This window comes from Ideonella sp. BN130291 (assembly GCF_036231905.1).
Classification (GTDB): Bacteria; Pseudomonadota; Gammaproteobacteria; order Burkholderiales; family Burkholderiaceae_C; genus CAMLIZ01.
Window position 1 is genome coordinate 38,867 of sequence record NZ_JAZARE010000013.1, and the last position, 20,301, is coordinate 59,167.

Annotated in this window: 22 protein-coding genes; 3 read left to right on the top strand and 19 right to left on the bottom strand. The window is 69.6% G+C overall.

Going from position 1 to position 20,301, the window contains the following annotated elements:
- Positions 1-3 precede the first annotated feature (3 nt).
- From VPH43_RS23775 to VPH43_RS23825, 11 genes are all read right to left on the bottom strand, one after another.
- Positions 4-318, bottom strand: coding sequence for a cytochrome C oxidase subunit IV family protein (locus VPH43_RS23775; RefSeq protein WP_328580261.1), 315 nt, complete (start codon positions 316-318; stop codon positions 4-6).
- A gap of 7 nt (positions 319-325) precedes the next feature.
- A complete protein-coding gene (locus tag VPH43_RS23780) occupies positions 326-1,006 on the bottom strand; it encodes a heme-copper oxidase subunit III family protein (protein WP_328580262.1) in 681 nt (226 codons plus the stop codon).
- A 13-nt stretch (positions 1,007-1,019) separates the two neighbouring features.
- Positions 1,020-1,679 carry a cytochrome c oxidase subunit 3 gene (locus VPH43_RS23785; RefSeq protein ID WP_328580263.1) on the bottom strand — a complete coding sequence of 220 codons (660 nt, stop codon included), beginning with the start codon at positions 1,677-1,679 and terminating at the stop codon, positions 1,020-1,022.
- Between the two features lie 58 nt (positions 1,680-1,737).
- Complete coding sequence (locus VPH43_RS23790) at positions 1,738-3,534, bottom strand: cbb3-type cytochrome c oxidase subunit I (RefSeq protein WP_328580264.1); 1,797 nt, start codon at positions 3,532-3,534, stop codon at positions 1,738-1,740.
- Complete coding sequence (locus tag VPH43_RS23795; protein ID WP_328580265.1) at positions 3,535-4,632, bottom strand: cytochrome c oxidase subunit II; 1,098 nt, start codon at positions 4,630-4,632, stop codon at positions 3,535-3,537.
- 27 nt (positions 4,633-4,659) lie between these two features.
- Complete coding sequence (locus VPH43_RS23800; protein WP_328580266.1) at positions 4,660-5,175, bottom strand: hypothetical protein; 516 nt, start codon at positions 5,173-5,175, stop codon at positions 4,660-4,662.
- 96 nt (positions 5,176-5,271) lie between these two features.
- Positions 5,272-5,784: a DUF1269 domain-containing protein gene (locus VPH43_RS23805; RefSeq protein ID WP_328580267.1), complete on the bottom strand. Its 513-nt coding sequence runs from the start codon at positions 5,782-5,784 to the stop codon at positions 5,272-5,274.
- A gap of 98 nt (positions 5,785-5,882) precedes the next feature.
- Complete coding sequence (locus tag VPH43_RS23810; RefSeq protein WP_328580268.1) at positions 5,883-8,228, bottom strand: xanthine dehydrogenase family protein molybdopterin-binding subunit; 2,346 nt, start codon at positions 8,226-8,228, stop codon at positions 5,883-5,885.
- A complete protein-coding gene (locus tag VPH43_RS23815) occupies positions 8,225-8,707 on the bottom strand; it encodes a (2Fe-2S)-binding protein (RefSeq protein WP_328580269.1) in 483 nt (160 codons plus the stop codon). Before VPH43_RS23815 ends, VPH43_RS23810 begins: the two co-directional genes overlap by 4 nt.
- Positions 8,708-8,782: 75 nt before the next feature.
- A complete protein-coding gene (locus VPH43_RS23820) occupies positions 8,783-9,223 on the bottom strand; it encodes a DoxX family protein (protein ID WP_328580270.1) in 441 nt (146 codons plus the stop codon).
- Positions 9,224-9,312: 89 nt separating this feature from the next.
- Positions 9,313-9,690 (bottom strand): hypothetical protein, encoded by a 378-nt coding sequence (locus VPH43_RS23825; RefSeq protein WP_328580271.1) that lies wholly within the window; start codon positions 9,688-9,690, stop codon positions 9,313-9,315.
- Positions 9,691-9,731: 41 nt separating this feature from the next.
- On the opposite strand from VPH43_RS23825, the gene xth reads away from it, so the two are divergent.
- Positions 9,732-10,511: an exodeoxyribonuclease III gene (xth, locus tag VPH43_RS23830; RefSeq protein WP_328580272.1), complete on the top strand. Its 780-nt coding sequence runs from the start codon at positions 9,732-9,734 to the stop codon at positions 10,509-10,511.
- A gap of 6 nt (positions 10,512-10,517) precedes the next feature.
- On the top strand, positions 10,518-11,633 hold the full coding sequence (locus tag VPH43_RS23835) for a winged helix DNA-binding domain-containing protein (protein WP_328580273.1): 1,116 nt from the start codon (positions 10,518-10,520) through the stop codon (positions 11,631-11,633).
- A 44-nt stretch (positions 11,634-11,677) separates the two neighbouring features.
- Here VPH43_RS23835 and VPH43_RS23840 read toward each other — a convergent pair whose 3' ends face one another.
- The 8 genes from VPH43_RS23840 to VPH43_RS23875 all read right to left on the bottom strand — a co-directional run bounded on the left by VPH43_RS23840 (position 11,678) and on the right by VPH43_RS23875 (position 19,247).
- On the bottom strand, positions 11,678-12,331 hold the full coding sequence (locus tag VPH43_RS23840) for an ankyrin repeat domain-containing protein (RefSeq protein WP_328580274.1): 654 nt from the start codon (positions 12,329-12,331) through the stop codon (positions 11,678-11,680).
- 80 nt (positions 12,332-12,411) lie between these two features.
- The gene (locus VPH43_RS23845) at positions 12,412-13,290 is read right to left on the bottom strand and encodes a hypothetical protein (protein ID WP_328580275.1); all 879 of its coding nucleotides are present in this window, start codon (positions 13,288-13,290) and stop codon (positions 12,412-12,414) included.
- Between the two features lie 94 nt (positions 13,291-13,384).
- Positions 13,385-14,095, bottom strand: coding sequence for an ABC transporter ATP-binding protein (locus VPH43_RS23850; RefSeq protein ID WP_328580276.1), 711 nt, complete (start codon positions 14,093-14,095; stop codon positions 13,385-13,387).
- Entirely contained in the window at positions 14,088-14,864 is a 777-nt protein-coding gene (locus tag VPH43_RS23855; RefSeq protein WP_328580277.1) for an ABC transporter ATP-binding protein, read from the bottom strand. The genes VPH43_RS23850 and VPH43_RS23855 overlap by 8 nt, the downstream gene beginning before the upstream one ends.
- Positions 14,861-15,874: a branched-chain amino acid ABC transporter permease gene (locus tag VPH43_RS23860; RefSeq protein WP_328580278.1), complete on the bottom strand. Its 1,014-nt coding sequence runs from the start codon at positions 15,872-15,874 to the stop codon at positions 14,861-14,863. The genes VPH43_RS23855 and VPH43_RS23860 overlap by 4 nt, the downstream gene beginning before the upstream one ends.
- Entirely contained in the window at positions 15,874-16,749 is an 876-nt protein-coding gene (locus VPH43_RS23865; protein ID WP_328580279.1) for a branched-chain amino acid ABC transporter permease, read from the bottom strand. The genes VPH43_RS23860 and VPH43_RS23865 overlap by 1 nt, the downstream gene beginning before the upstream one ends.
- 22 nt (positions 16,750-16,771) lie before the next feature.
- The gene (locus VPH43_RS23870; protein ID WP_328580280.1) at positions 16,772-17,569 is read right to left on the bottom strand and encodes an alpha/beta fold hydrolase; all 798 of its coding nucleotides are present in this window, start codon (positions 17,567-17,569) and stop codon (positions 16,772-16,774) included.
- A gap of 43 nt (positions 17,570-17,612) precedes the next feature.
- Positions 17,613-19,247, bottom strand: a complete 1,635-nt coding sequence (locus tag VPH43_RS23875) for a benzoate-CoA ligase family protein (RefSeq protein WP_328580281.1) — start codon at positions 19,245-19,247, stop codon at positions 17,613-17,615.
- A 123-nt stretch (positions 19,248-19,370) separates the two neighbouring features.
- Between VPH43_RS23875 and VPH43_RS23880 the strand changes: the two genes are divergently transcribed.
- Positions 19,371-20,288 (top strand): helix-turn-helix transcriptional regulator, encoded by a 918-nt coding sequence (locus VPH43_RS23880; RefSeq protein WP_328580282.1) that lies wholly within the window; start codon positions 19,371-19,373, stop codon positions 20,286-20,288.
- The last annotated feature ends 13 nt before the right edge of the window (positions 20,289-20,301 follow it).

Here is a 20,301-nt window from a genome sequence, read left to right on the forward strand (position 1 = left end):
GCGTCAGCGGAAGAACAGCAGCCGCGTGACGAAGGTGGTGTCCGCCTCCACCGCCATCAGCCCCACCAGCACCAGCACCGCCAGCGGCGGCAGCAGGATGGCATACACCAGCGCCAGCCGCTCCCAGGCCATGTGCATGAACACCGCAACGATCAGCCCGGCCTTGAGCGCCATGAAGATCAGGATCAGGCCCCAGCGCAGCAGGCCCTGGAAGTGGAAGTAGTCCACCAGGTACGACAGCGTGCTCAGCACGAAGAGCAGGCCCCAGATCTTGAGGTAGAGCCCGATCGGATGCTGTTGGCCAGTGGAACTGCTCATGGCGACCTCACCACAGGTAGAAGAAGGCAAAGATGAACACCCACACCAGGTCCACGAAGTGCCAGTACAGGCCGGTGATCTCCACGATCTGGTAGTTGGTGTGGTCGTAGCGGCCGCGCAGCAGGCGCACCGCCACGACCACCAGGTACACCACGCCGGCCGATACATGCAGGCCGTGGAAGCCGGTGATCATGAAGAACGCCGAGCCGAACTGGGCCGCACCCATCGGGTTGCCCCAGGGCCGCACGCCCTCGTGCAGGATGAGCTTGCTCCATTCGAAGGCCTGCATCAGCACGAACATCTCGCCGAAGGCTGCGGTCACCAGCATCAGCGCCGCGGCGTTGATGCGGTCGCGCCGGTAGGCGCAGTTCACCGCCATCGCCATAGTGCCGCTGCTGCTGATCAGCACGAAGGTCATGATCGCGATCAGCAGCAGGGGCACGTCGGTGCCCGCGATGTTGAGCGAGAACACCTGGCTCGGGTTGGGCCAGGCCACCGTGGTGGAGCCCCGCACCGTCATGTAGCTGGTGAGGAAGCAGCTGAAGACGAAGGTGTCGCTCAGCAGGAAGAACCACATCATGGCCTTGCCCCACGACACGTGGAAGGCCTCGCGGTCCGACGACCAGTCGGACACCAGCCCGCGCAGCCCGGCAGGCGGCTCGTGGGTGGGGATGGGGATGGCGCTCATGAGAGTCCTCGGTTCAGCGCACGCCGCACAGCGCGCGGGCCAGGTCCGGTGTGAGCAGGCCCATGGCGGCGAACAGCACGCCCCACAGCAGCAGCAGGAAGTGCCAGTAGCGCGCGCACAGGCGGATGCGATTGGCCAGCACCGCCGCGTCCGCCTGTTGGCGCAGGCTCCAGGCGAGCCAGCCCCAGGCCAGCAGGCCACCCAGCACGTGCAGGCCGTGCATGGCGGTGAGCAGGTAGAAGAAGCTGGCGGCCGGGTTGCCCGCTGGCGTGACACGCGCGCCCATGAGCGTGGCCCAGGCCCACAGCTGCACACCGATGAAGAGCAGGGCGCAGACACCACCGCCCAGCACCAGGGCGTTGGCCTGCGCGCCGTGTCGGCGCCGTGCCGCCACGGCGGCCGCGTGCAGCAGGCCGCTGCCCGCCGCCAGCACCGCCGTGCTCAGCCACAGCTGCCACGGCATGCCGATCGGCGACCAGTCGTTGCTCACCGCGCGCATCACGTAGGCGATGAGGAACAGCGTGAACAGGGTGCTCGCAAAACCGATGAACACCCACAGGCCGATGTCGGCGGCCGCTCCGGGCCGCTGGCGCCGGGAGCCGGCGGCGCGCGGGCCGGCCGGCAAATCGTCGCCTCGACCGGCGGCGCGCAAGGCGGCAGTGCTCGCGGTCATTGGGCAACCTCCGCGCTTCGCACTGCCGTGCGAGCGCCTTCGGGCGGCCGGGCGGCGCTCATGCAGGCACCTCCTGCACGTTCGCCGGCTCGTGCGAAGGCTCGTCCCCGCCTTCCTCGGGCGGAGCGGTCTGGGCGATGAAGTCCTCCGCTGCCCCCGGCACGCTGTAGGCATAGGCCCAGCGGTACACCACAGGCAACGCGCGGCCCCAGTTGCCATGCGCGGGCGGCGTGTCGGGCGTGGCCCATTCCAGCGAGGCGGCGCGCCAGGGGTTGGGCTCGGCGCGCCGGCCGCGGAAGGCGCTGTGAATCAGGTTGTAGACGAACACCAGCTGGAAGGCGGCCACCACCAGCGCTGCCACGGTGATCCACACGTTCAGCAGGTGGGCCGAGGGCGGGATGAAGTCGTAGCCCTTGTACTCGTAGTAACGCCGCGGCATGCCGAGGATGCCGAGGTAGTGCATGGGGAAGAAGATGGCGTAGGTGCCGAGGAAGGTGACCCAGAAGTGCCAGTGGCCCAGCCGGTCGTCCAGCATGCGGCCCGCGATCTTGGGGTACCAGTGGTAAATGCCGCCGAACACCACCAGCAGGGGCGCCACGCCCATCACCATGTGGAAGTGCGCCACCACGAACATGGTGCCCGACAGCGGGATGTCCACGCTCACGTTGCCTAGGAACAGGCCCGTGAGCCCGCCGATCAGGAAGGTGCTCACGAAGGCGAGCGCAAACAGCATCGGCACGGTGAGGTGGATGTCGCCGCGCCACAGCGTGAGCATCCAGTTGTAGACCTTGATCGCCGTGGGCACCGCGATGATCAGCGTGGTGGTGGCGAAGAAGAACCCGAAGTACGGGTTCATGCCGCTCACGAACATGTGGTGTGCCCACACCACGAAGCTCAGCACCCCGATCGCCAGGATGGCCCACACCATCATGCGGTAGCCGAAGATGCTGCGCCGCGCGTGCACGCTGATCAGGTCGCTCACGATGCCGAAGGCCGGCAGCGCCACGATGTACACCTCCGGATGCCCGAAGAACCAGAACAGGTGCTGGAACAGCAGCGGGCTGCCGCCGCGGTAGGCGGTCTCCTGGCCCATGGACACCATGGCCGGCATGAAGAAGCTGGTCTGCAGCGTCTTGTCGAGCAGCATCATCACGCCGCTGACGAACAGCGCCGGAAACGCCAGCAGCGCCAGGATGGTGGCCACGAAGATGCCCCACACCGTGAGCGGCATGCGCAGCAGCGTCATGCCTTCGCAGCGGGCCTGCAGCACGGTGGTCACGTAGTTCAGGCCGCCCATGGTGGTGGCCACGATGAAGATCACCAGCGACACGAGCATCAAGATGATCCCCCAGTCGTGCCCCGGTGTGCCGGGCAGGATGGCCGCCGGCGGATACAGCGTCCAGCCCGCCCCGGTGGGGCCACCGGGCACGAAGAAGCTCGCCAGCAGCACCAGCACCGACAGCAGGTAGACCCAGAAGCTCAGCATGTTCATGAACGGGAACACCATGTCCCGCGAGCCCACCATCAGCGGGATCATGTAGTTGCCGAAGCCGCCGAGGAACAACGCCGTCAGCAGGTAGATCACCATGATCATCCCGTGCATGGTGACGAACTGGTAGTAGCGCTCGGCGTTGATGAACTCGAACTGGCCGGGAAAGCCCAGCTGCAGCCGCATCAGGTTGGACAGCGCCAGCCCGACCAGCCCCACGATGATGGCCGTGCTGGCGTACTGCACCGCGATCACCTTGTGGTCCTGGCTCCAGACGTAGCGTGTCCAGAAGCTCTGCGGGCCATGGTCGCCGCCGTGCTCGCCGTCCAGGTGCTGCGCCGCAGGCAAGGTTGCTCCGTAGGCCATTCAGCCTCCCAGTGACTTGATGTAGGCCACGATCTGCGCCACTTCCTCGTCGCTCAGCGGGGTGGGCGGCATGATGTTCGCAAAGCCCTTGACCACCTGGGCCTGGGGTTCGCGGATGGCGTGGCGCAGGTAGGTGTCGTCCACCTTCACGCTGCTGCCGTCGGCCAGCGCCTCGTTGCGGCCGAACAGGCCCTTCCAGGTGGGCCCCGCGCTGGCGTTGCCATCCACCGAGTGGCAGCCCAGGCAGGCCTTGGCCTGCGCCAGCGCGCGGCCGCGTGCGGCCGGCGTGTCGGCGTTGGCCCGCGCCAGCGCCTGGCTGCGGGCGAAGGTGGGCTGGCGCTGCAGCCAGGCAAGGAAGGCAGCCTCGTCCTCCACCACCACCACGCCGCGCATGTTGGGATGCCCCACGCCGCACAGCTGTGCGCACAACGCCTCGAAGCGGCCGGCCTGCGTGGGCGTGAACCAGAAGCTGCTCACCTGGCCCGGCACGATGTTCATGCGCGCCCGGAACGGCGGCACGTAGAAGTCATGCAGCGCGTCGTGCGAGCGCGCCACGACCTTGACCGGCCGGTTCAGCGGCAGGTGCACCTCGGTGGCGTCGACCAGCACGTCGTCCTGGCCGTTGGCGTCGCTCGGGTCCAGGCCGAAGGGGTTGTCGGCCTTCACGAAGCGGGTGTCGGTGCCGCCGAGCTTGCCGCCGCCGCCGGGGAAACGGAAGCGCCATTGCCACTGCTGCGCCACCACCTCCATCACCAGCGCATCGGCAGGCGGATCGACATAGCGTGCATAGACGAACAGGCCCGGCGTGAGCAGGGCCGCCACCCCCACCGACGTGCCGATGATCAGCCAGCGCTCCAGCTTCTTGTTGTCATGCGCGTAGGCCGCCTTGTGCCCGCTGCGATGGCGGAAGCGCCACACGGTGTAGACCAGCAGGAGGTTGATGACCACGAAGAACAGGCCGGTGATCACGAAGGTGATCGTCAGCGTGTCGTCCATCGACTGCCAGTTGGAGGCCAGCGGCGTGGCCTGCCAGGGGTTGAGGAAGTGGAACAGCAGCGAGCCGACCACGATCACGACGAGGGCGACGGCGATGGCCATGGGCGGCTCCGGCAGCCTGAGCGGAACCTATCGTTTGGCCACGGGGCGTTCCAGCTGCCGATACGCGGCCGCGGCCACCATGCCGAACACCAGGTGGGCGCAGAAGGTGCCGGCCCCGCGCATCTCGGCAAACCAGCCGAACACCTGGCTCATGCCGTAGAAGTTGATGCCGTAGAGCACCGCGCCGAACAAGGCACCCGCGCTCAACACCGCATGCCAGCTGGAGTCGAGGTGGAAGGGCGCGATGATCGCCGCCAGCAGCAGGCCGAAGGTGATGCCCAGCAGGTAGTGGATGGCCAGCGCGGTGGCCACAATGCCCCAGCTGAAGGCGTTGGATTGCAGCGCGTCGCGCCCCAGGGCGATGGCGGCCACCTGGTGCGAGCCGTACCAGACGCTGGTGTCGGGAGACAACGCCGCCCAGGCGAGCTCCAGCGTCATCAGCACGGCCCCGGCCACGAAGCCGGCCACGCCGGCGGCCAGCCAGTCGGGCGCACGCCGCGCCCAGTGGTGCGATTGAAGTCTTGCGCTCAGTTGCAGGTCCATCACGGCCTCCCATGGCAGCGGATGCAAGGGCTGCGCACGCGGCGTGCGGCCACGCGGCGGGCTGCGGTGCCGCCGCGTGCGCGCCGCCACGCAGGATCAGGGAAACGCGGGGATCGCGGGTTCCACGCCTTCGAAGTGGCCTTCGGGGTGCCGCATCTGCAGCAGCTCCTCCACTTCTTCCAGGCGCGAACGCGGCACGTCGACCATCAACAGGATCTGCCCTCGCTCGATGGCCAGTTCGAAGCGTTTCAGCCGACGGTTGGGTGCCGAGCTGCCCAGCATGCTGGAGGACCAGGCGCCGAAGAGCCCGCCCACCACCGCCAGCACCCCGACCACGCCCCACTGCGGCGTGTCGCCCACGATGGGGTACAGGGCCGCCGCCACGCCGGCGAGCACGCCGACTGCGCCGCCGATCACCAGGCCCGACTGGGCCGCGGGGATCAGGTCCGAGGTCTGCAGCACGTTGGCGGCGTGCAAACCGGACAGGTCGGTGCTGTCGCTGCCGACGAAGTGCATGTGCTTTTCGTCGATGCGTGCCAGCAGCAGGTCATCCATCGTCCGCCTGGCGCTGGCCAGGTCAGGCAACAGCCAATAGATGCGTCTGCGCATGGTGCCCTCCTTTCATCGGTGATGACAGGGCATGCGGTGACACTCGTTCTACACCTGTTTGCGCCGCAGCGGAAGGGGCCTGGCCCCAGCCCGGGGGGTCAGCCGAAGGGCGGCGGGCCGAAATCCCCGTTCAGCGCTCGCCACACCCGCTCGGCGGTCAGTGGCATCTGGAGTCGTTCGGCTTCGCGGCCCAGACCCTGGTGCGCCAGCGCGTCGACCACGGCGGTGACCACCGCCGGCGTGGCGCCGATGGTGCCCAGCTCGCCCACCCCTTTGACGCCCAGCGGGTTGGTCTGGCAGGGAACGGAGATGTCGAACTCGGTGCGGAAGCTCCGGAACGTGTCCGCATGCGGCAAGGCGTAGTCCAGGAAGCTGGCGGTGAGCAGCTGGCCGCTGTCGTTGTCGTAGACCACCTGTTCGCTCAGCGCCTGGCCGATCCCTTGCACGGCGCCGCCTTCGAGCTGGCCGCGCACGATCACCGGGCTGACGATGCGGCCCACGTCGTTGACCGACGCATAGGACACGATCTCCACCGCGCCGGTGGCCGGGTCGACCTCCACCTCGCACACATGGCAGCCGTTGGGCCAGCTCGGGCCGTTGACGGTGTGGCTGGCCTGCACGCTGATGCGGGCCCCGGGCTGGCGCCCGGCCAGCTCGAACAGGCCAATGCCGAGGTCGGTGCCGGCCACGACGAAGCGGCCGTTGCGGTATTCGATGTCCGCCGGCGGGGCCTCCAGCGCCTGGCCGGCCAGCTCGCGGGCGTCATCCACCGTCTTCTGCGAGGCCACCTGCACGGCCGAGCCGCCGGTGAACAGCGAGCGCGAGCCGGCGCTGCCGAAGCCGTTGGCGCGGTCGGTGTCGCCTTGCAGGATGCGGATGCGTTCGATCGGCACGCCGAACACGTCCACCGCCAGCTGCGCATAGCTGGTCTGGATGCCCTGTCCCATCGCCTGGGTGGCCGAGCCGATCTCGATGAAACCGTCGGCGCTGACGCTCACGCTCACATGCTCCTCGAAGGCGTTGCCGCCGGTCCATTCGAGGAAGGTGGCGATGCCGCGGCCGCGCAGCTTGCCGCGCCGCGTGGCGTCGCTCCGGCGGGCGGCAAAGCCCTGCCAGTCGGCCAGCGCCAGGCCCTGGTCGAGGATCTTCTCGAAATGCCCGCTGTCGTAGGTCTGGCCCAGCGCGTTCTGGTAGGGCATCTGCTCGGGGCGGATCAGGTTGCGCCGGCGCAGCTCGGCCGGGTCCAACTGCAGCTGGCGCGCGGCCGCGTCCATCAGCCGCTCGGTGATGTAGATCGCCTCTGGCCGGCCGGCGCCGCGGTAGGGCCCGGTGGGGGCGCGGTCGGTGAGCACCGCGGTGAAGGTGAGATCGACGTTGCGGATGTCGTACACGCTGGTGGATACCCAGGGGCCGATCAGCACCTGGATGGCCACGCCGGCCGCGGTGGCGTAGGCGCCCACGTTGCAGATGGACTGCACGCGCAGCGCCAGCACCTTGCCTTGGGCGTCCAGCGCCATCTCGGCGCGGCTGAGCACATCGCGCCCATGCACGGCCGAGAGAAAGTCCTCGATGCGCTCGGCCTGCCAGCGCACCGGGCGCTTGAGCGTGCGGGCCGCATGGGCCACCACGATGTCCTCGGGGTACAGGCCGGTCTTCATGCCGAAGCCACCGCCCACGTCGCCCACCAGCACCCGCACCTGCTCCGTGGCGAGATCGGGCAGGGTGTTGCACAGGCCGCCGCGCACCCCGGTGGGCATCTGGCTGGACAGGCGCACGGTCAGCCGGCCGGTGGCCGGGTCCAGTTCCGCCAACACGCTGCGCGGCTCCATCGGGCTGGGCGCCAGGCGCTGGTTCACCAACTGCAGCGACACCGTGTGGGCGGCCTGGGCAAACGCCTGTTCGGTGGCGGCGGCGTCGCCGTGGCGCATCTGCGCACTCACGTTGTCCGGTGCGCCGGGGCACAGGGCGGGTGCGCCGGGCTGCATGGCCTGCAGCGGGTCGGTGACGTGGGGCAGCTCTTCATAGTCCACCCACACCGCGTCGGCGGCGGCGCGGGCGGCGTCGCGGCTGTCGGCCACCACGGCCACCACCGGCTCGCCCACGTAGCGCACCACCTCGTGCGCCAGCGCCCGGCGCACGGGGGTGGCCATGTCGCTGCCGTCGGGCCGCTTGAAACCGCCCACCGCCAGGGGCTTCACACCGGCGTCCACCAGCTGCGCGCCGGTGAACACCGCATGCACACCGGGCAGGGCGCTCGCGTCTTCGGTGTTGATCGAGAGGATGCGGGCATGTGCGTAGGGCGAGCGCAGGAACACCAGGTGCGTCTGGCCCGCTGCGACCACGTCGTCGGTGTACTGGCCTTTGCCGGCCACGAGTGCCGGGTCCTCGATGCGCTTGACGGCCTGGCCGCTGCCGAAGCGGCCGGCTTCGAACACGGTGCTCATTCCGGGCGCTCCCCGGCCATGGCGCGGGCGGCCGTCTGCACCGCGGCCACGATGTTGACGTAGCCGGTGCAGCGGCACAGGTTGCCTTCCAGCGCGTGCACCACCTCCGCCTCGGTGGGGCGCGGGTTGTGCTCCAGCAGGCAGGTGGCGCTCATCATCATCCCCGGGGTGCAGAAGCCGCATTGCAGGCCATGGCAGTCGATGAAGGCCTGCTGCACCGGATGCAGCGAGCCATCGGCCCGAGCCAGGCCTTCAACGGTGCGCACCTGCGCGCCTTCGGCCTGCACGGCCAGCATGGTGCAGCTCTTGACCGAGGCACCGTCCACCAGCACGGTGCAGCAGCCGCATTGGCTGGTGTCGCAGCCCACGTGGGTGCCGGTCAGGCCCAGCGGCCCGCGCAACAGCTCCACCAGCAGGGTGTGCGGCTCCACCTCGGCTTCCACCGGGCGGCCGTTGACCACCAGACGCAATCGTTTCATGAATGTGCTTCCCTCAAGTGTGGCGGCCGATCGTAGCGGCTTCGTCCGCGCGCTGCTGCTGCTGCGCACGGGCCCCTAGTTCCAGCGCGCCGACGTGCCGCCCAGGCTGTAGCGCCCGGCGCCCAGCAGCGCCACCACGATGGAGGCCATGAAGTACAGGCCCTGCAGCTCCAGCGCCCAACCGCCGGTCTGCGACAGGGTGAACAGCTGCGGCATGTGCACCAGCCACACGGCGGACAGCATGTTGATCGCCACCACGACGGCCGCTGCGCGGGTGAGGTAGCCCACGATCAACAGCACCGGCGCGAGCACCTCGCCCACATAGACCAGGTAGCCGAACTGCGCCGGCAGGCCCATCTTGGTGACGGCGCCCAGCACGAAGTCCGGGCCGCCCTTGAGCTTGGCGATGCCGTGCAGCAGGATCAGCACACCGAGCGTCACGCGCAGCAGCAGCTTGGCGAGGTCGGCCTGGTCGGTGTTGCCGGTGTCGGGCCGGCGTTGCGGGGCAGCGGGCATAAGAACCTCCTTGGCATGCGCCGGCCGGCGGCCGGGGCGTCGAGCATGCCAGCAAACGCCACGCCGGGCGAGGGCGTGGCCTGGGCTGGTCAGTGGCCTGCCAGCAACAGGCGGCGCAGCAGGGCATCGGCCCAGTCTGGCAACGTGTCGCCAAACGGCTCGGCCTTGGCGTACTCGTCGCCTTCGATCACGGCGCTGTGCGTGAGCTGGCTGCTGCCGTCCACCCGCAGCTGCAGCCAGCCGCGCGCGCCGGCGTCCCACTCCAGCACCAGGCTGCCGTCGGCGTCCGCCTGCACGGTGGGTGGCCGCCAGCCGGCCGCCAGCACCAACGCCAGCAGGCGCTGGGCCTGCGCCAGCGTGGCGTCGCCGGGCACGGCCCAGCCGCGCGCCTGCAAGGCGCGGGCTTCTTCCAGAGCCCCGGCCAGCGCGGGGTGAAGCGGTGCGGATGGTGGGTGGGATGAGGCCATGGCGGTTAGGATGCGGCGCAACCCTGCATCTTGCACCGCCCATGAAGATCGCCACCTTCAACGTCAATGGCATCAACAGCCGCCTGCCCCGCCTGCTGGAATGGCTGAACGAGGCGCAGCCCGACGTGGTGTGCCTGCAGGAGATCAAGACTTCGGATGCCACCTTCCCGGAAGCTGCGGTGCGCGAGGCGGGCTACGGCGCCATCTGGCACGGCCAGAAAGGCTTCAACGGCGTGGCCATCCTGGCACGCGGCAGCGCGCCGAAGGAGCGCCGCCGCGGCCTGCCCGGCGACCCCGACGACACCCACAGCCGCTACATAGAAGCGGAGGTCAACGGGGTGGTGATCGCTTCCATCTACCTGCCCAACGGCAACCCGCAGCCCGGCCCGAAGTTCGACTACAAGCTGGCCTGGATGGCGCGCCTGATCGAGCATGCGGCGCCGCTGTTCGAACATGACGGCCCGGTGGTGCTGGCCGGCGACTACAACGTGGTGCCCACCGATGGCGTGGGCGACATCTATTCGGCCGCCTCGTGGAAGAACGACGCACTGCTGCAGCCCGAGACCCGGGCCGCCTGGCAGCGGCTGCTGGCGCAGGGCTGGACCGATGCCATTGGCAGCCTGCATGCGGGCAAGCCGGTCTACACCTTCTGGGACTTCTTTCGCCAGCGCTGGGAGCGCAACGCCGGCCTGCGCATCGACCACCTGCTGCTCAATCCGGCGGCTGCCAAGCGCCTGGATGCGGCGGGTGTCGACAAGGACGTGCGCGGCCGGGAAAAGCCCAGCGACCATGCGCCGGCCTGGGTGACGCTACGCGGCTGATCCGGCGTGGCAGCCCGCACGCTGTCCACCCGCGCGCTCAACCGCGCGCTGCTCGCGCGCCAGCTGCTGCTGCAGCGCAAGCGCCTGTCAGTGCCACAGGCGGTGCATGCGCTGGCGGGCCTGCAGTCGCAGGAGCCGCGCGATCCGCATGTGGCCTTGTGGTCACGCCTGTCCGGTTTCACCTCGTTGAGGCTGCACACGGCGGCGGCGAAGCGGGAAGTGGTGCGAGGCACCTTGCTGCGCGGCACCATCCACACGGTGAGCGCCGAGGACTACCTGGCGTTTCGCCGCCTGCTGCAGCCGGTGCTGGACCGCGAGCTGAAGGCGCATGCGCACCTGGCCGGTGGCTTCGAGATGCCGGCGCTGGAGGCGGCCGCGCGCGAGCTGCTCGCACGCGGCCCGCTGAACGCCCAGCAGATCGGCGAGGCGCTCGGCGCCACCTTTCCCAAGGCCGGCAAGGAGGGCCTGGCGCGGTGGGTGCGCACCTGCATTCCCCTGGCGATGGTGCCCGGCGATGAACGCTGGGGCTATTCCCGCCCGCCGCGCTTCCTGCCCGCCGATGACTGGCTGGGCGAAGCGCTGTCGCAGGCGACGCCGCTGTCGGCGCTGCTGCTGCGCGGGCTGGCGGCGATGGGCCCTGCGAGCGCGGCCGACCTGCGGTGCTGGTGCGGCCTGGGCGGCACGGCCAAGGCGCTGGAGGACCTGCGGCCGCAACTGCGAACCTTTCAGGACGAGCAGGGCCGCGAGCTCTTCGACCTGCCCCAGGCACCCCGCCCCCGGGCGGACACGCCGGCACCGGCGCGCCTGCTGCCCGAGTACGACAACTGCCTGCTCTCGCACGAAGACCGCACGCGCATCGTGCCGGCCGAGCACGCCGCCCGGTTCGCCATGGGGCCGAACGGCCGGCGCCCGCGTGCGGTGCTGGTGGATGGCTTCGTGCGGGCGGGCTGGCAGATGCAAGTGGAAAAAGGCCTTGCCACGCTGAGCATCGAGCCTTTCGAGCGCCTGTCCGCCGACGCGGTGCAGCAGGTGGAGGAGGTGGCCGATGCGCTGGTGCGCTTCATGGAGCCGGACGCCGACCGGTACGCGGTGACCTGGCTGACAGTGCCCCGCGCACGCTGACCGAGTGCGGCATCGGGCTTGCGGGCCGGCGATGGAGCGGTGATTCAGTGCGCCTGCAGCGCCACGCCATGCGCGCGCAACCAGTCAAACACCGCCTGCCGGCGCAGCTTTTCCTCCGCGCTCAACACGTTGTCCGGCGTCATCACCAGGTAGCGCTGGAAGGTGGCCTGCTGCGCGTTGCGCGCATGCGGGTCGGCACCGGCCTTCAGCAGGTCCAGCACGCGGGCGGCATCGTTGATCTTGGCCGCCACATGCAGCGCGGTGTTGCCCTGGGCATCGGGCCGGTTGGTGTCGGCATGCGCCTGCAGCAGTAGCCGGAACTGCGCTTCGCGCTCGCCCATCAGCGCCGCCATCAATGGCGTGGCGCCGCTGCGGCCGTGCGGCAGGTTGACATTCACCCGCCGCGCGAGCAAGGCCTGCAGGTAGGCGGGGTCGTCCGCCATGGCTGCCAGGTGCACCACGGTGGCGCCGCCGGTGCCCGGGCGCACAGGGTCGGCGCCCGCATCCAGCAAGGCGTTCAGGCCCGCCACGTTCTTGTTCAGTACGGCCCACTGCAGCAGGGTCACGCCTTGATCGCCGCTGGCATTGGGGTCCGCGCCGGCAGCGGCCAGCTGGCGCACCCGGGCGGCGTCGCCAGCGGCCGCGGCCTCGGCCAGCTGCGCTGCTGCGGGCGTTGCAAAAACCTGTCGAGCGTCCAAGCGCGGGGCTCCTTGCACCGTGGCGGCCCACAAGGCCAGCATCACGAGCAGCCAGTGTCGCATCGACCGTCGTTGCGGGCTCAGTGCAGCCAGGGGCGGTCGGTGTTGAGCGACTGCAGCACCGCGTCCATCAGGTGCAAGGTCACCGGGCGGGCGGCCAGCTTCAGGCCCAGCTCCACCTGGTGCTTGAGCGCCACGCCGTCCAGCCAGTCGTACCAATGGTTCACCGGCTTTTCCAGCGGGGGCGCGCTCAGCTCGATCTTGTGGCCGGGGGCGTCCGGCATGGCGGCCTTGAGCAGCGGCACACCTTCCTGCGCGCCGGTGAGGATCTCGCCGTGCACCGCATAGCGCCGGATCTGGCCCTGGTCGGCCACGGCCTTGGCGGCGGCCGGATCCAGCCCGACGCGGCGCAAGGTGTTGTCGTTCACACCCGCGGCGTTGAAAGTGACCGCGGGGCTGCCGGTGGCCAGCGCGGCCGCGGCGGCGAGCCCGCCGCCCAGCGAATGGCCGGTGATCGCGAGTTCATCGCCGAAGGCGAGCTTGGCATCCTTGGCCAGTGCGATCGCCTGGTTGTATTGCGCCGCATCCAGCCCCAGGCCCTGGCCCAGGTTGTTGAGCCAGTCGGGGATGTCGTTGGAGCCGGCGAAGGCCAGCGTGTAGTGGCCATCGCCGTCGGTGTACATCGCGGCACGGAAGCCGGTGGTCTTGTCCTCCAGCTGGTCGGGCGAGATGCCGGCGGCCGAGAGCGCGGTGTCGTCGAGCCGGCTCCAGCCCTGCACACCGGTGCTGCCGGTGAGGTACACGTCCTGCGCCATGTGGGCGAAGTCCAGGTCGATCGCTTGCGATTGCGTACCGCGCACCTGGCTGTCGAAGGACACGGAGGCCGCGGCGGGCTCGTCGTGCCAGTTGGCGGCAGCCCAGGGTTGCGTCGACGCGGAGGACAGAACTTGAAGGCTCATGCACGAACTCCCGGTGTGCGATGGCCCTCAATCTAGGCAGCAGCGGCGGTGCCCACAAGCTGGGATCGTTCCCAGCGGTGCGGGCACGGCGCGCCTACACGCCCAGGCAGGCCGCCAGCGCGGGATCGGCCTGCACCTGCGCGCGTTCGCCCGCCAGCACCGCCACGCCCTTCTGCAGCACGATGGCACGGTCGCTCTGCGACAGCACGCGCCGGTAGTCGCGGTCCACCACGATGGTGGCGATGCCGCTGTCGCGGATGCTGCGGATCACGCGCCAGATCTCTTCCACGATCAGCGGCGCCAGGCCTTCGGTGGCTTCGTCGAGGATGAGCACGCGCGGGTTGGTGAGCAGCGCGCGGCCGATGGACAACATCTGCTGTTCGCCGCCGGAGAGTTGCCCGCCCAGGTGCTGCAGGCGTTCGGCCAGGCGGGGGAAGGTGGCCATCACGCGGTCGAAGCGCCAATCGCTGGTGCCGCCAGTGCCCGGGCGGGCGGCCATCACCAGGTTCTCCCGCACCGAGAGGTTCGGGAACACGCCACGGCCCTCGGGGACGTAGGCCACCCCCAGCCGCGCCACCTCGTGTGGTGCCGCCCGGCTCATGTCGCGGCCCATCACCTGGATGCGGCCCTGGCGCTCGCGCACATGGCCGAGCAGGGTGCGGATCAGGGTGGACTTGCCCATGCCGTTGCGGCCCAGCAGCCCCAGCGTTTCACCGGGCGCCAGCTGCACATCCACCCCGCGCAGCACATGGGCGCTGCCGTACCAGGCCTGCAGGCCGGTGGCGTCGATCAGCCAGTCAGCCATGCCCGGCCTCCGCATCTGCCATCTCCGCATGGCCGCCCAGGTAAGCCTGCTGCACCTGCGCGTTGGCGCGCACGGCCTCGGGTGTGCCGGTGGCCAGCACGCTGCCGTTGACCATCACCGTGATGGTGTCGGCCACCGCGAACACCGCATCCATGTCGTGTTCGATCAGCAGGATGGCGTGGTCGTCGCGCAATGAACGCAGCAGCGCCAGCATGCGCTGGGATTCCTCCGGGCCCATGCCGGCCAGCGGCTCGTCCAGCAGCAGCACGCGGGGCTGGGTGGCCAGGCACATCGCCACTTCGAGCTGCCGTTTCTGGCCGTGTGAGAGGTTGGCGGCCGGCTGCTCGGCCAGCGCCGACAGCCCGCAGCGTGTCATCGCTTCGTCGGCGCAGCCCTGGCTGAAGCTGCAGCGGCTGGCGGCCTGCCACAGCTTCCAGGGTTGCGGCTGGCGCGCCTGGGCCGCGAGGCGGCAGTTCTCCCGCACCGTGAGCGGCAGGAAGACATTGGTGCGCTGGTAGCTGCGGTTCAGGCCCGCTGCGGCGCGCCGCGGTTGCGACCATGCGGAGATGTCGCGGCCGTCGAGCAGCACTTGGCCGCTGCTGGCGCTCAGCTCGCCGGACAGCAGGTTCACCAGCGTTGACTTGCCGGCGCCGTTGGTCCCGATCACCGCATGGATGCGGGCCGGCTCCAGGGCGAGCGAGACCTGGTCCACCGCGGCCAGCGCGCCGAAGCGGCGGCTGAGCTGGCGTGCTTCCAGCACCGGCGTCATGGCGTTTCCCCTGCGGTGCCGGCCGGGGCGAGCGTGCTGTCCAGCGGGCGGCTGCGCCGGCGCAACCAGCGCGTGCCACCCACCAGGCCTTGCGGCAGCAGCACCACGGCGGCAATGACAAAACCACCCAGCAGCAGCTGCCAATGTTTGGTGAGCGACTGGAACCATTCCGACAGCAGCACGAAGGAGGCAGCCCCGATCACCGCCCCGGCCAGGCTGCCCAGCCCGCCCAGGATGATCATCAGCAACGCATTGCCTGACTGGTGCCAGGACAGGATCTCCGGGTTCACATAGCCGTTGCGCACCGCGTACAGAAAGCCGGCCAGGCCGGCGAAGGCCGCGCCGATCACGAAGCTCGCCAGCTTGTACGCCAGGGTGGGGAAGCCGGCCGCGCGCATACGCTGCTCGTTGTGGCGGATGCCGATGAAGGCATGGCCCAGGCGCGAGCGCAGCAGCAGCCCGAGCGCGGCCACGGTGAAGGCGCACAGCGCCAGCGCAAACCAGTAGAAGTGATGCGGCTGCTGCAGGTCCACCAGCTGGAGCCCGCCGATCTTGAACTCCGGCCGGAAGTAGATGTAGGCGCCGTCGCTGCCGCCAAACCAGGCGGTGTCGTGCACCACGAAGTACACCAGCTGCGCGAAGGCCAGCGTGACCATGATGAAGTACACGCCCTTGGTGCGCATCACCAGGGCGCCGATCAGCAGCGCCAGCAGCGCCGCACCGCCCACCGCCGCTGCCATGAGCCACCAGCCATTGCCCGCTTCCGACTGCGGCGCGAGCACCGACACCACATAGGCCGCGCAGCCGAAGTAGGCCGCATGGCCCAGGCTCACCAGCCCCGTGGTGCCGACCAGCAGCTGCAGGCTGAGCGCAAAGATCGCCATCGTGAGCACCTGGGCGCCCAGCTCCAGGTGGAATGGCGTGCCGATCGGCGGCGGCAGCCAGGGCAGGGTGGCCAGCAGGCCGAAGGCCAGCCACCAGCCGATGCGTGCGGGCGTGAGGCGGGCCATCATCCGGCCTGCCCCGGCTTGAACAGGCCTTCCGGCTTCCACAGCAGGATGGCGGCCATCAGCACATACACCAGCGCGCCGGCCGCCTGCTGCCAGAACACCTTGCCAAAGGTGTCCACCACGCCGATGAGCAGGGCCGCCACCAGCGCGCCCTTGATCGAGCCGATGCCGCCGATCACCACCACCACGAAGCACACGATCAGCACCTGCGCGCCCATGCCGGGATACACCGAGGACACCGGCGCGGCGATCATGCCGGCCAGCACCGCAAACGCCACGCCGGCTGCGAACACCAGCCGGTACAGCAGGCTGATGTTGATGCCCAGCGACTGCACCATCTCGCGGTTCACCGAGCCGGCGCGCACCATCATGCCGATGCGGGTGCGCGAGATCACCACGTACATCAGCAGCGCCACCGCCAGGCACACGCCTGAGATGAAGAGGCGATAGATGGGGTAGCTCATGCCGTTGCCGATGGCGACGCTGCCTGAAAGCCAGGCCGGCACGTTCACGCCATGCACGTCGTCGCCCACGATCAGGCTGCGCAGCTCCTCGAACACCAGGATCAGGCCGTAGGTGAGCAGCACCTGCTGCAGGTGGTCGCGCTCATACAGGAAGCTGAAGAACACCCACTCCAGCAAATAGCCGAACAGCACCGCCAGCACGATGCCCAGCACCAAGGCGAGCATGAAGTTGCCGGTGAGCGCGGACAGGCTGAACGCCATGTACGCACCGATCATGTAGAAGCTGCCGTGCGCGAGGTTGATCACGCCCATGATCCCGAAGATCAGCGTCAGCCCGCTGGCCACCAGGAACAGCAGCAGCCCGTACTGCAGGCTGTTCAGGCACTGGATGAGGAAGGTGGTCAGGTCCATGGTGCAAGCAAGGGCAGGGCGCTCATTGTGGCGGCAGGCTGGTGAGGAATTGGCGGGTGGCCTGGATCACTGCCTCCGGCTGGTCGCGGTGGGGGGAGTGGCCGCAGCCGGCCAGCTTGAGCAAGCGGGTGCCCGGCACAGCGGCGGCAATGCCGTCGATCTGCGCCATGGTGCCGTAGGGATCGTCCTCGCCCTGCATGGCCAGCAGCGGGCAGCCGATGTCATGCAGCAAGCCGGTGATGTCCCAGGCTTCGAACTCGGGCGCCAGCCAGATGTCGTTCCAGCCATGGAAGGCCGAGTCCACGTCGTCGTGGTAGCGCGCCAGGCGCTCGCGCAGGTCGCCATCCAGATAGGCCTGCCGTGCCTGCCGGATGCTCGCCAGGCCGAAGGCCTCCACCAGGATGTGCGGCGCCAGCACCACTGCGGCGCTCACCCGTCGAGGGAAACGCGCCGCATGGATCAGCGCGATGGAGCCGCCGTCGCTGTGGCCGAACAGGGCATAGCGCTGCTGCACGCCCAGCGCGTCCAGCAAGGCGGGCAGCAGTTGCTCGGCCTGCCGGTGCATGAAGTCGACCGGCCAGCGGTCGGCCTGTCCACGGGGGGTGGACCGGCCATAGCCCGGACGCGAATACACCAGGCCGCGGTATCCCAGCGCGTCGCACAGCTGCTGCGGAAAGTGTTTCCACATGGCGAGCGAGCCCAGGCCCTCATGCAGGAACACCAGCAGCGGGGCGGCGGGCGCGGTGGTGCCCACCCAGGCGTGCTCGATCACCACATGGCGGCCCTCGAAGGGCACGGTCGCGAACTGCTCGTGCGTCACGAGCCGGCCTCGTCGCCCACGCTGCAGCTTGAGGGTGTTGGCTTCATGCGCCGGCCTGCTCGCGCTCACGCAAGCGGAAGCGCTGGATCTTGCCGGTGGCCGTCTTGGGCAGCTCGTCCACGAAGTCCAGCAAGCGGGGGTACTTGTGCGGTGCCAGTCGCTGCTTGACGAAATCCTTCAGCTCCTGGGCCAGCGCTTCGCTCGGCGCCGCAGCGGGCTTGGGCACCACGAAGGCCTTGACCTTGGTGAGCCCTTGCGCGTCCGGCACGCCGATCACCGCCGCCTCCAGCACCGCCGGGTGCTGCATCAGCGTGGATTCCACCTCGAAGGGCGACACGTACTGGCCGCTCACCTTCAGCATGTCGTCGCCGCGGCCGGCGTACACGTAGTAGCCGTCTTCGTCGCGCGAGTATTTGTCGCCGCTGCGGGTCCATTCGCCGCAGAAGGTGTTGCACGACTTCTCCCGGTTGGCCCAGTACATCAGCGCAGCCGACGGCCCCTTGATGAAGAGGTCGCCCACCTCGTGCGCGCCATGCAGCACGCGGCCCTGTTCGTCGCGCAGCTCCACCTCGTAGCCGGGCACCGGCTTGCCGGTGCTGCCGTAGCGCACGTCGCCCGGCCGGTTGGACAAAAAGATGTGCAGCATCTCGGTGGAGCCGATGCCGTCGATGATCTCGGCGCCAAAGCGGGCGGTGAAGCGCTCGCCGATCTCGCGTGGCAGCGCTTCGCCGGCCGACGAACACAGCCGCAGCGCCACCTGCTCGCGCGCCGGCAGCTGGGGCGACGCCAGCATGCCGGCATAACCGGTGGGTGCGCCGAAGAACACGGTGGGCCGGCAGGGCGGCTGGCCATCCAATCCGGCGGCGGCGCGCTGCGGTGGCGTGTCGCCCAGCCAGCGCCGGAACACCGCATCCGGCGTGGGGCGTTCGGCCATCAGCACCGTGGTGGCACCCACCGACAAGGGAAAGCTCAGGGCATTGCCCAGGCCATAGGCAAAGAACAGCTTGGCCGCAGAGAAGCACACATCGTGTTCGTTCAGCCCCAGCACCGGCTGCGCGTACAGCTCGGCCGTCCAGTAGAGGTTGGCGTGGCTGTGCACCGTGCCCTTGGGCCGGCCGGTGGAGCCGGAGGAGTAAAGCCAGAAGCCGATGTCGTCACGCTGGGTGGTGGCGGGTGTGGCGGTGGCCGGCTGCGCGGCCAGCCAGGTGTCGAAGTCGTGCGCGCCGGCAGGCAAGTCGCCACCGCCGCGCGACACCACCAGCTGCTGCAGCTCATGGTCGCCCTGTTCCATCGCGGCTTGCAGCCCGGGCAGCAGCGCGCCCGACACCAGCGCCGCTTGCGCCCGGCTATGCGCCAGGATGTAGGCATGGTCGGCCGGCGTCAGCAGGGTGTTCACCGCCACCGGCACCACGCCCGCGTGCAGGCAACCCAGGAAGGCTTGCGGCCAGTGGTTGCAGTCGTGCATCAGCAGCAGCACGCGCTCTTCGCGCCGCAGGCCCAGCGCCCGCAAGCCGTTTGCCACCCGTTCGATGCCTTCGGCGAGCTCGCCATAACTCAGTGTGCCGGCGTCGTCGATGTAGGCACACTTGGCCGCACGCGCGGCATTGCGTGCCATCAGGTGCTGCGCGAAGTTGAAGCGCTCCGGCGGGGGGGCCGGCAGGCATGGGGCGGGCGACATGAGCGACTCCTGTTGCGCCGGGTTGCCGTGGGTAACACCACCGTGCGCCGGGGCAAGTTAACCTTGCCTTGAGGTCGCGTCAAGCACTATAGTGCATCACCTCGGGTAAATCAGAAGAAAACCATGGACCGCATTGCCCCCGACCCCTTGCCCGATGAAGCCCCGGCCGCAGACCGCGCCGAACCCGAACGGGACCCGTTTCTGGTGGCCCTGGGCGAGCGTGTGCGCGCCCTGCGCGCCCGCAAGGGCATGACGCGCCGCGCGCTGTCGCTGGCCTCCGAAGTGTCGGAGCGCCATCTGGCGAACCTGGAGCTGGGGGTGGGCAATGCCTCTGTGCTGGTGCTGCGCCAGGTGGCCCTGGCGCTGGGCTGCCAGCTGGCCGAACTGCTGGGCGACGAGACCACCGCATCCCCCGAGTGGCTGCTGATCCGCGACCTGCTGCGCGACCGCGATGAAGAGGCCTTGCGCCGCGGCCGACTGGCGCTGGCCGAGCTGTATGGCGAAAGCGCCCAGCCGCAGGCCCGGCGCTCGCGCATTGCGTTGATCGGCCTGCGCGGCGCCGGCAAGTCCACGCTCGGCCGAATGCTGGCCGAGGCGCGTGGCGTGCCCTTCGTGGAGCTCAACCAGGAGATCGAGCGGGTGGCCGGCTGCGGGCTGGGGGAGATCCACAACCTGCTGGGGCCGGCGGCCTATCGCCGCTATGAACGCCGCGCGCTGGAAGAGACCATACAGCTGTATCCCGACGCGGTGATCGCCACGCCGGGTGGCATCGTGTCCGACCCGGCCACTTTCAACCTGCTGCTGGCGCACTGCTACACCGTGTGGCTGAAGGCGACACCGGAGGAGCACATGCAGCGGGTGGTGGCCCAGGGCGACCTGCGCCCCATGGCCGGCAACCGCGAGGCGATGGACGACCTGAAGCGCATCCTCGCGGGGCGGGCGGCTTTCTATGGCAAGGCGGACGCGAGCGTGGACACCAGCGGCCGCCCGCTGGCCCAGGCCCTGTCGGCCTTGGAATCGGCGGTACCGCAGGCCGCCTGAAATCGCGCTTGGC

What these genes read in the sequence shown, in the direction of transcription:
- VPH43_RS23775 (WP_328580261.1), bottom strand. Translation starts at nt 318, where the DNA reads ATGAGCAGTTCCACTGGCCAACAGCATCCGATCGGGCTCTACCTCAAG.
- VPH43_RS23780 (WP_328580262.1), bottom strand. Translation starts at nt 1,006, where the DNA reads ATGAGCGCCATCCCCATCCCCACCCACGAGCCGCCTGCCGGGCTGCGC.
- VPH43_RS23785 (WP_328580263.1), bottom strand. Translation starts at nt 1,679, where the DNA reads ATGACCGCGAGCACTGCCGCCTTGCGCGCCGCCGGTCGAGGCGACGAT.
- VPH43_RS23790 (WP_328580264.1), bottom strand. Translation starts at nt 3,534, where the DNA reads ATGGCCTACGGAGCAACCTTGCCTGCGGCGCAGCACCTGGACGGCGAG.
- VPH43_RS23795 (WP_328580265.1), bottom strand. Translation starts at nt 4,632, where the DNA reads ATGGCCATCGCCGTCGCCCTCGTCGTGATCGTGGTCGGCTCGCTGCTG.
- VPH43_RS23800 (WP_328580266.1), bottom strand. Translation starts at nt 5,175, where the DNA reads ATGGACCTGCAACTGAGCGCAAGACTTCAATCGCACCACTGGGCGCGG.
- VPH43_RS23805 (WP_328580267.1), bottom strand. Translation starts at nt 5,784, where the DNA reads ATGCGCAGACGCATCTATTGGCTGTTGCCTGACCTGGCCAGCGCCAGG.
- VPH43_RS23810 (WP_328580268.1), bottom strand. Translation starts at nt 8,228, where the DNA reads ATGAGCACCGTGTTCGAAGCCGGCCGCTTCGGCAGCGGCCAGGCCGTC.
- VPH43_RS23815 (WP_328580269.1), bottom strand. Translation starts at nt 8,707, where the DNA reads ATGAAACGATTGCGTCTGGTGGTCAACGGCCGCCCGGTGGAAGCCGAG.
- VPH43_RS23820 (WP_328580270.1), bottom strand. Translation starts at nt 9,223, where the DNA reads ATGCCCGCTGCCCCGCAACGCCGGCCCGACACCGGCAACACCGACCAG.
- VPH43_RS23825 (WP_328580271.1), bottom strand. Translation starts at nt 9,690, where the DNA reads ATGGCCTCATCCCACCCACCATCCGCACCGCTTCACCCCGCGCTGGCC.
- xth (WP_328580272.1), top strand. Translation starts at nt 9,732, where the DNA reads ATGAAGATCGCCACCTTCAACGTCAATGGCATCAACAGCCGCCTGCCC.
- VPH43_RS23845 (WP_328580275.1), bottom strand. Translation starts at nt 13,290, where the DNA reads ATGAGCCTTCAAGTTCTGTCCTCCGCGTCGACGCAACCCTGGGCTGCC.
- VPH43_RS23850 (WP_328580276.1), bottom strand. Translation starts at nt 14,095, where the DNA reads ATGGCTGACTGGCTGATCGACGCCACCGGCCTGCAGGCCTGGTACGGC.
- VPH43_RS23855 (WP_328580277.1), bottom strand. Translation starts at nt 14,864, where the DNA reads ATGACGCCGGTGCTGGAAGCACGCCAGCTCAGCCGCCGCTTCGGCGCG.
- VPH43_RS23860 (WP_328580278.1), bottom strand. Translation starts at nt 15,874, where the DNA reads ATGGCCCGCCTCACGCCCGCACGCATCGGCTGGTGGCTGGCCTTCGGC.
- VPH43_RS23865 (WP_328580279.1), bottom strand. Translation starts at nt 16,749, where the DNA reads ATGGACCTGACCACCTTCCTCATCCAGTGCCTGAACAGCCTGCAGTAC.
- VPH43_RS23875 (WP_328580281.1), bottom strand. Translation starts at nt 19,247, where the DNA reads ATGTCGCCCGCCCCATGCCTGCCGGCCCCCCCGCCGGAGCGCTTCAAC.
- VPH43_RS23880 (WP_328580282.1), top strand. Translation starts at nt 19,371, where the DNA reads ATGGACCGCATTGCCCCCGACCCCTTGCCCGATGAAGCCCCGGCCGCA.